Annotated in this window: 5 protein-coding genes; all 5 read left to right on the top strand. The window is 69.0% G+C overall.

The features are described from left to right. Positions 1-163 precede the first annotated feature (163 nt). The 5 genes from VH969_RS03540 to VH969_RS03520 all read left to right on the top strand — a co-directional run bounded on the left by VH969_RS03540 (position 164) and on the right by VH969_RS03520 (position 6,346). Positions 164-427, top strand: coding sequence for an acyl carrier protein (locus tag VH969_RS03540; protein ID WP_331970250.1), 264 nt, complete (start codon positions 164-166; stop codon positions 425-427). 24 nt (positions 428-451) lie between these two features. Further along, positions 452-2,293, top strand: a complete 1,842-nt coding sequence (gene asnB / locus VH969_RS03535; protein ID WP_331970247.1) for an asparagine synthase (glutamine-hydrolyzing) — start codon at positions 452-454, stop codon at positions 2,291-2,293. Between the two features lie 35 nt (positions 2,294-2,328). Beyond that, positions 2,329-3,321, top strand: coding sequence for an AfsA-related hotdog domain-containing protein (locus VH969_RS03530; RefSeq protein ID WP_331970243.1), 993 nt, complete (start codon positions 2,329-2,331; stop codon positions 3,319-3,321). Between the two features lie 69 nt (positions 3,322-3,390). Next, positions 3,391-4,863 (top strand): multicopper oxidase family protein, encoded by a 1,473-nt coding sequence (locus VH969_RS03525; RefSeq protein WP_331970240.1) that lies wholly within the window; start codon positions 3,391-3,393, stop codon positions 4,861-4,863. Positions 4,864-5,002: 139 nt separating this feature from the next. Beyond that, the gene (locus VH969_RS03520; RefSeq protein WP_331970237.1) at positions 5,003-6,346 is read left to right on the top strand and encodes an ABC transporter substrate-binding protein; all 1,344 of its coding nucleotides are present in this window, start codon (positions 5,003-5,005) and stop codon (positions 6,344-6,346) included. The last annotated feature ends 11 nt before the right edge of the window (positions 6,347-6,357 follow it).

The raw sequence follows: 6,357 nt of genomic DNA, 5'->3' as shown, positions 1-6,357 counted from the left end.
GACCGACCCGCCGGCTGACAGTCCCCAGTGGACGACTGTCAGCCGGCGGGTCGGTCGGTTTCGGGAGTCCTCCGCAAGCACAGAGATGTCCTCGTTCCCGGATCGTCAGATGATCGTACGCAGCTACACGGAAGCACAAAGGACGATGGATCTGGGAGGCGACATGACTGCGCTCACCTTGCAGCAGCTCGCGGAGATGATGTTGGCGAGCGGCGACCGGGATCCCGAGGCCCAGATGGAACTCGACGACAAGATCGGGGACGTCTCCTTCGACGAGCTCGGGTTCGACTCGCTCTCCCTGTTCAACACCTGCGTGGAGATCGAGAACGTCTACCCGGTCAAGCTCTCCCTGGACGCCGTGCTCGCCGCCGAGACGCCGAACGCCTTACTCGACCTGGTCAACCAGAACCTTGCCCGCAGCGCCTAGTTCGCAGCGGTAGTTGGAGAACTCATGTGTGGAATCGCGGGTTGGGTCGACTTCAGCCGGGATCTGTCCGAGGACGAGACCACGATTCGGGCGATGACGAGGACGCTCGAGAACAGGGGGCCGGACGCTGAGGGCGTCTGGTCCGCGCGGCATGTCGCCCTGGGACACCGCCGACTCGCCATCATCGACGTCGTCGGCGGCGCGCAGCCCATGGAATACGTCGAGAGCGGCCGGCATCTGGCGGTGCTCACCTTCTCCGGCGAGATCTTCAACTTCCGCGAGCTGCGCTCGGAGCTGCGCACTCGCGGCCACCATTTCCGCACCCGAAGCGACACCGAGGTTCTGCTGCATTCCTATCTGGAATGGGGACTGGGGTTCGTGGACCGGCTGCAGGGCATGTACGCCTTCGCGATCTGGGACGTCCGCAGCGAAGAGCTGATCATGGTCCGCGACCGCATGGGCATCAAGCCGCTGTTCTACATGCAGACACCACACGGTGTGCTGTTCGGCTCGGAGCCGAAGGCGATCCTGGCGAACCCGATGGCGCCGCGCCGGACCGACGCCGACGGGCTCTGCGAGATCCTGGACATGGTGAAGACGCCGGAGCGGTCCGTCTACGTCGGAATGAACGAGGTACGCCCCGGACACCTCGTCCGCGTGAACGCCGGCGGCCTGGTCAGGCAGCGATACTGGGCGCTGGAGGCGCGGCCCCACGAGGACAGCCTCACCGACACGATCTCCCATGTCCGCGAGCTGCTCGAGGACATCACCTACCGCCAGCTCAACTCCGACGTGCCGTTGTGTACCTTGCTCTCCGGCGGGCTCGACTCGTCCGCCATCACCGCGCTGGCCGCGAAGATCCTCGGGCGCGACCAGGTCCGCTCGTTCTCGGTCGACTTCACGGGGGCGGAGGACATCTTCAAGGCGGACGCCGTGCGCGGGTCCGCGGACGCGCCGTTCGCCAAGGAGCTCGCCGAGTTCGTCGTCTCGCGCCACACCGAGATCCTGCTCGACAACGGAAGCCTCGCCGACCCGACGGTCCGCGCGGCCGTGCTGCGCGCCACCGACCGCCCACCCGCCTACTGGGGCGACATGTGGCCGTCGCTGTACCTCCTGTTCCGCGCGATCCGGCTCACCTCGACGGTCGCCCTGTCCGGCGAGTCGGCGGACGAGCTGTTCGGCGGGTACCGGTGGTTCCACAATCCCAACGCGATCCGGGCCGACACGTTCCCGTGGCTGACCTCCGGCTCGTCGCGTTACTTCGGCGGTACCGGACTGCTGGACCGGGGCTTCGTGGAGAAGCTCAACCTGCCGGAGTACCGCAAGGAGCGCTACGCCGAGGCGAAGGCCGAGATCCCGGTGCTGCCGGGGGAGCCCGCGCAGGACCGGCGGATGCGGGAGATCACCTACCTGAACCTCACCCGGTTCGTGAACACCCTGCTCGACCGCAAGGACCTGATGAGCATGGCGGTCGGCCTCGAGGTCCGGGTGCCGTTCTGCGACCACCGGCTGGTCGACTACGTCTTCAACGTGCCGTGGCAGATGAAGACCTTCGACGGCCGCGAGAAGAGCCTGCTGCGGGCCGCGGTGGCGGACCTGCTGCCGGCCTCGATCCTGGAGCGGGTGAAGACGCCGTACCCGGCCACGCAGGATCCGGGCTACGAGAACGCGCTGCGGTCGGAGCTGCGGGACGTGCTCGCGGACCTGGACGCCCCGGTCCGCCCCCTGCTCGATCTCGACAAGGCGCGCGGCGTCGCGTCCCAGGAGACCGGCGCGGTGAGCCGGCAGTACGACCGGGGGAGCCTCGAGCTGACGTTGTGGCTCAACCGCTGGCTCAGTTCGAACGACGTCATGTTGGACCTGTGACCACGCAGGGCCGAGCACCGAGAGGAGTACGTCCGGTGGAGGACGAGGACGTCAGCCATGCGCAGATACTGCCGAAGAAGTTGGTGCACAAGGACGGTTTCGACGACGTCTTCCTGACCAGCTTCGCGATTCGTGGCGAGCGCGAGTCGGTGCTCGGCGCGACGCTGCCCAGATCCCACGGCTTCTACTGCGAGCCACCGGTCAGCAACCAGGTGCCGGACCTCGCGACGCTGATCGAGATCTGCCGGCAGGCCTGTTTCGTCGTCGCGCACGAGCAGTTCGACGTGCCGCTCGGCGGTGCCGCCGACGCCAAGTTCCTGATGCGGGAGCTGTCCGGGGAGTTCGTCGACACCACCCCGTTCAAGACCGACGAGCCGGTCGACGTCGTGGTGGACTGCGCGGTCGAGCACGTGACACGGCGGGCCGGGCAGGTCTCCGGTCTGGTCTGGGTCTTCACGGTGCGGGTCGGTGCGGTGGTCGTCGGCCGGGCCCGCATGGCACAGACGCTGATGAGCCGGTCCGTGTGGGGGCAGATGCGCAGCCGGCTGCGGACCGGGCGCGGGCTGCCCGTGAAGATGGGCGAGGTGAGCGCGCCGGCGCCGAGCGAGCTTGCGCCGGCGGACGTCGCGCGGATCAACCCGGCGAACGTCCTGCTCACCGCCGTCCGCGAGACGGACGGCGGCTACCAGGCCGAGATCCGGGCGGACCTGCGGCACCCGGTGATGTTCGACCACCCCGCCGACTACATCTTCGCGATGGTCCAGCTGGAGGCGGCCCGGCAGCTGTCCCTGGTCGCGGCCTCGGCGCGGCTCGGCCTCCCCGCGACGCGCCTCGAGATGTGCGGCGTCACGGCGAAGTATCTGGCGGTCGCCGAGTTCGACCTGCCGACCGTCCTGCACGCCAGGTTCGCCACGGCACACGCCGCCGACGAGCCCGGGGTACGGCTCGAGATCGACGCCACCCAGCAGGGCCGGCGGGTGTCCACGTTCGTGCTGTCCGCCCGACCCGTGGTGGGCACGAACGCCTGACGCGGACGGCTCGTCCGGCCGGGGCACCGAATCCGGTCGATCACACACGGCTAAGAGAGGGAAACGAAGGTGGAGCGCAGACGATTACTCAAGCTCGGCGGGATCACCGCGGGCAGCGTCATGGGCGGCGCCGTACTGTTCTCGACGGCGCAGAACCCGGCGGCGGCCTCCGGTGCGACCGACCCCATCGGCCACCACGCCGGACACGAGCCGGCGGCGGGGACCCGGCCGGTTCAACCGGTCCGGCGGTTCAGCCGGCGCATGCCGGTGCCACGCGAGTTGGCGCCGGAGTCGACGAGGTCAGGGGTCGACACCTACCAGATCCCCATCCAGCCGGCCCAGGTGGAGTTCCTGCCAGGGCACCCGACACCCGTGCGCACCTATGCCGGCCAGTTCGTCGGGCCCACCATCCGCGCCCGGACCGGCCGGCCCGTGCGGATCAACTTCACCAACCAGCTCGACGTGCCGTCGAACGTGCACCTGCACGGCGGGCACACCCCGGCGAGTAGCGACGGCTACCCGATGGACATCATCGATCCCGGGCAGAGCCGCACCTACGACTACCCGAACAAGCAGCAGGGCGCGACGCTCTGGTACCACGACCACGCCCATCACCTCGAGGCCGAGAACGTCTACTTCGGACTACACGGCTTCTACATCATCGAGGACGAGGCGGAAAGCGACCTCGGCCTGCCCGGTGGGCAGTATGACGTCCCGATCATGCTCCGGGACTGCAAGCTCGACGCGGACGGGAATCTGGTCTTCGCGGGACCCCCATGGGAGCGCACCACCATCCTGGCCAACGGCGTGGTGGCGCCGCACTTCCCGGTGGCCGCGCGCAAGTACCGGTTCCGGTTGCTCAACAGCGCCACCAACGAACGGACGTTCCGTCTCACCCTCGGTGGCGCCGAGCTCACCCAGATCGCCTCCGACGGCGGACTGCTACCGACTCCGGTGCGGCGTTCCGAGATCGTGCTCGGGCCCGCCGAGCGCGCCGAAGTGGTGATCGACTTCGCCGAACACCCGGTCGGCTCGAAGCTCGTGCTGTACGACGTCAGCGGTCCGGTTCTCCGCTTCGACGTGACGCGCACGGCGACCGATCCGAGCCGGGTGCCCGCCCGGCTTCGGCCACTGCCCGCGCTTCCACCCGCCACCGTCGAGCGCGACGTCGTCTTCAAGTTCGACGTGTCGGGAGCCAGCCCGGTCGGCCTCGTCAACGGCGTGCCCTATGATCCCAACCGGACGGACTTCCGCGTCAAGCGCGGCACGACGGAGATCTGGCGAGTCCGCAACGACGACGTCGAGCTCGCCGCGCCGCACACGTTCCACATGCATCTCGAGCAGTTCCGGGTGCTGGACCGGGACGGCGCGCCACCGACGCCGGACGACGCCGGCCGGAAGGACACGGTCTTCGTGGCGCCCGGCGAGACCGTCCGGATACAGGTGACCTTCACCGACTACCTCGGCAGGTACGTCTTCCACTGCCACTACCTGGAGCATTCGTCGATGGGCATGATGGCCCGAATGGACATCGTCGAATAACGCCCGCCACCCGCGGACGGCCCCCGCCGTCCGCGGGTAGCGGTTCCGCGAAGCGCACGGCACAGGATGCCGTCGCCGCGGTGGCCTCCGTAGCATGCCTGGCAGAGCGAGGAAACACGCCGTCCGCAATGGAGGAACTGTGTCAGGTTCTGGCGCTTCGACCGGACCGGTCACCATCGAGGTCTGGCTCGCCGGTCACCCGATTCCGCACTTCCACGACACCGTGGCGGAAGCCGCGGAGTCGTTCGCCAGAGCCCACCCCGGCTACGAGATCCGCTTGCGGGAAATCAACTTCCGGGATCTGCCGGGCGAGGTCGCCCGCGCGGCCGAGGAGGGTAGCCCACCGGACCTGGCGGAGTACTACTTCACGGCCACCCAGCTGGCGCTCGACACGCGCACCGGCGACGGCCGGCCGTTGTTCACGCCGGTCCAGGGCGCCATCGGGGATCGCACGAAGATTCTGGGCGAGCCGGTGGTCATCGACGACATCGTGCCGGCCGTGCGTGACTACTACCGCAAAGATGATCAGCTGGTGTCCATGCCGACCGTGGTGTCGACCGCCGTGCTGTTCGCCAACCAGGACATGTTGACGCGCGCCGGTGTGGAGCGGATGCCGGCTACCTGGCACGACCTCGAAACGGCCTGCGCGGCCGTAACGCGGTTGCCCGGCGCACCCGCCCACGGTGTCGCCTGGCCCAACCACGGTTGGATGTTCCAGATGGAGGTCGCCGCGCAGGGCGGGCTGCTCGGCAACCCGGGCAACGGACGAGCCGGCCGGGCTGTCCGGGTCGCCCTGGACTCGCCGGAGATGCTGTCCTACGTGCGGTGGTGGCAGCGGATGCACGACCGTGGCCACTACCTGTACACCGGCGAGTCGCGAGACTGGCTGGGGGGCATGGATGCCTTCCAGCGCCAGGAGGTCGCGTTCGTGGTCAGCTCGTCGGCCGTGGGACTGCTCCTGTCGGACATGGCCGCCGAGGCCGGGTTCGAGCTGACGACCGGCCAGCTGCCGCACAACGGGGACCGTCCCCGCGCCGGGCGGCTCCTCGGCGGCCAGTCGATGTTCCTGACCGCCGGCCTTCCCCGGGAGAAGGAGGACGGCGCACTCGCGTTCCTGCAGCACCTGCTCAACCCGCACTACGCGGTACGGCGCCAGTACACCGGATCCTCGCCGGTGACGGTTCAGGCGCAACGACAGCTGGCGGCCGAGGGCTGGTACGACCAGCACCCCTACTACCGGGTGGCGGCGGAGCAGGTCGCCGCCTCGAACGGGACACCGGCGGCCACCGGCGCGATGATGGGCGACCTCAACGGCATCCAGGACGCCATGACCGCGGCGATGCACGACGTGCTGACGACTCGTGCCGACCCGGCCGCCCGTTTTCTCGTGGCGACCCGGGAAGCGCAGGCATGCCTCGACCGCTACAACGCCGCATGCCTCGGCGACCCGCCGTCGACGCCGGAGGCTCTTCTGGCAGGCTGAGGCCACCCGAC

The organism is Actinophytocola sp., assembly GCF_036555685.1.
In the GTDB taxonomy this organism is placed as follows: domain Bacteria; phylum Actinomycetota; class Actinomycetes; order Mycobacteriales; family Pseudonocardiaceae; genus Actinophytocola.
The sequence above is the reverse complement of the archived record's forward strand: the minus strand, read 5'-3'. Positions and strand labels throughout refer to the sequence as shown.